Origin of the sequence: Haloquadratum walsbyi J07HQW2, assembly GCF_000415985.1 — an archaeon.
Taxonomy (GTDB): domain Archaea; phylum Halobacteriota; class Halobacteria; order Halobacteriales; family Haloferacaceae; genus Haloquadratum; species Haloquadratum walsbyi_B.
The window spans coordinates 2527562-2530108 of the sequence record NZ_KE356561.1 but is presented as its reverse complement, the minus strand read 5'-3'; the positions used below and the strand labels follow the sequence as shown (position 1 = coordinate 2530108).

At 51.4% G+C, this 2547-nt stretch carries 2 protein-coding genes and 1 pseudogene; 1 reads left to right on the top strand and 2 read right to left on the bottom strand.

All coding sequences use genetic code 11. The annotated features are described in order from the left end of the window. Nucleotides 1–18 precede the first annotated feature (18 nt). Nucleotides 19–1302 (bottom strand): annotated as a pseudogene (locus J07HQW2_RS11860) (RNA-guided endonuclease TnpB family protein). A gap of 92 nt (nt 1303–1394) precedes the next feature. On the opposite strand from J07HQW2_RS11860, the gene J07HQW2_RS11855 reads away from it, so the two are divergent. Further along, nucleotides 1395–1631: a winged helix-turn-helix domain-containing protein gene (locus tag J07HQW2_RS11855; protein ID WP_021055774.1), complete on the top strand. Its 237-nt coding sequence runs from the start codon at nt 1395–1397 to the stop codon at nt 1629–1631. Between the two features lie 192 nt (nt 1632–1823). Here the strand turns inward: J07HQW2_RS11855 and J07HQW2_RS11850 are convergent, their stop codons facing one another. Continuing rightward, on the bottom strand, nt 1824–2483 hold the full coding sequence (locus J07HQW2_RS11850; protein WP_021055773.1) for a potassium channel family protein: 660 nt from the start codon (nt 2481–2483) through the stop codon (nt 1824–1826). Nucleotides 2484–2547: the final 64 nt, after the last annotated feature.

The following is a 2547-nucleotide window of genomic DNA, read 5'->3' as shown; positions in this document are numbered from 1 at the left end:
CGCATGGGGAATACCAGCTTAATCGCTAGCAGTGGGTTCTGACTCTACGTAGCTCCCGAGCGTCATTTGCTGTTGCTCTGATTGGCTCTGCTTGGTTGGAGTCGTGGCACTGTCACAAGTGCGCCCATTCCGTGACATGTCATGTCATCGCCTGCCGCTTTCACTGGCAGGCTCTCACCCCACGGATCGAGCCGATTGGCTACGTTTACCGCTGCGTTGATATCCGCATGGTACTCTGTTACCCAGCACGCATCGTTCGTACACCGGAACTCGTCGCTATCCCGGTACCCGATGTGGTTGCAGGCGTGACAGGTTTGGCTTGTATGGTGTGGGTGGACGTATTCGATCGGGATTCCGGCTTCGATCGCTTTCCGATCAATAGCATCCTGAAGCCGTCTGAACGCCCAGTTGTGCAACCGCCGGTTCATCCATTTGCCGTAGTCTAACCCCTCTCGGATACTGTCGAGTTGTTCCAACACGATCACCGGCTTGGCGAACTGTTGGGCATAGTCAATAGCCTGCCAAGACGCTTTCTCGACGATATCGGTCAGCGCGTTCTGACAGTGATCGAATCGTTCGTCGATCCGCCACTGAGCGGCGTCACGTTCCTGCAATCGAGTGAGCGTGGTGAACATCTCCTTACGGAGTTGGCGGGCACGACCGCCGGTAATCAGCAGTGGGTCGGTCGGAGAACCATTCGTACAGGCACAGCCTGCTGACAAATGGGCTTCCCCGATATCGAACCCTACTGCTGTGGCATCTTCATCGTCACTCTCATACGCTGGTTCAGACACGTCAATATCAACGCCGACGTGCAACGACCACGTTTCACCGTCGCGCTGTAGCTGAAACTGATTCGGTTCGATCTCACCGTCGAGCAGCCCTTTCCAGAGCGATTGTTGTGCTGGATTGATTCGGAGTGGAATCCAAAACGGCGAACCGTCTGCTGATTGGGCTTTTGGAACCCGCCAGCAGAAACTATGTTCACGGGCAGAGTCGTGATCGTGGTTAAGTGTCAACCCACGTTCGGTGTATCTGACGGGGTGAGCATCGTCCAGCTCATCGGCCTCATCGACCAATTTTGGAACATAGTTTTTTAGGGCGTCTTTGGCGTAACTACTCAGGTCGTAGTCGTAGGGTGTGACAACGTCATTGACGGCCGTCTTGGTGTCACACTCGACCTGAAAGGCATCCTGTAGGGCGTGGCGATAGGTGTTCAGCGTATGTTGCAGGCTGGTTTCCTTGTGACTGGTCGGGGGTAAGCGTCGCCTGCAACGTCCGTGTAACCGTTTCGGTCGCCATGTCGCCCGTATCAATGTATTATTCTATGACAGTAAAAACCCATCGTAGCATAGCACGAACATTTAGGTGTCGGTGTGATCATATATGCAGATATGCCGAACGATACCCGGACTGAATCGGGCGAATTTGATGAAAAATACAGTGACGAGGACTTTCTTGCCGCACTACAGGAGTTAGATGGTGGTGGGACGACCGAGGTAGCTGAAGCTCTTGAGTGTCCATATACAACAGCATACGACCGACTGAAATCCCTCCGAGCGGCTGGGAAAGTGACAAGCCGTGATATCGGAAAGGTTCACTTTTGGGAAGTAGCAGACCCCGATAACTAACAATTACTGTTGGGATTCGAGGAGCCGGGGAAGGGTGAAGGGTGATTGCAGCCGTCTCATGTCGCATTCCTGCCCGGCGTGAACGGCGGGATTTCCTGCTTGATGAAGATGATGACATCTACAAATTAGCAACTCGCTAAGACAGACAACAGGAATGGTTAGATCACTTATGATATGTGGGAATCGTCGGATTCAGCTGTTCCCTACCAGCGTTTGTCGGACTTTCATAAGATTATCATGTTCAACGACAAGTGCAAGTCGATCACCGCGTTTGACTGTAGTAGCCGGTAATGGAATCGTCATTGGCTCGTTCGCCCGTCCATGTGCATATATTCGCCCGTGATCACCTAGCTCAATCTCATTTACTGTCTGACCGACAATCGGAGCAGTGTTTGGAACTGAAAGACTGGTTAAACTGAGACCCTCTGTAAGTTCATCAAGCACATTGAAATTGCCACCGAGAAGTGCAGTTTTAGCGCCCACAGCTCCAAGCCGCTCCGGATCAATTACCTCATCAACATCAGATTCATATCGTTCATACACATTCGGATTGGAATCTTCACTGATACGCATTGCAACGCGACAGCCGTGCTGCTTACCGGTCAGACAAGCGGCGAAATTGATACTTGGGTCGCCGGTGAGCCCGCCAAGTGCAACAGCGTCATCAACACCCGCTTGTTCTAGCACTGAATCATCACTTCCGTTTCCTTTGATAACCTCAAAGCCGGCAGTATCAGCACGTTTGATCTTATCTGAATTAGTATCAACGACAACAACATCGTATCCTTCTGTGTCAAGGATCCGTGCGGTCCGTGCGCCAACGCGCCCATATCCAACAATAATAAATGACATATCAAATTATGATGTTCTGTGGATACAAATACCATACTCTGCATATAGCTCATGACATCATCAT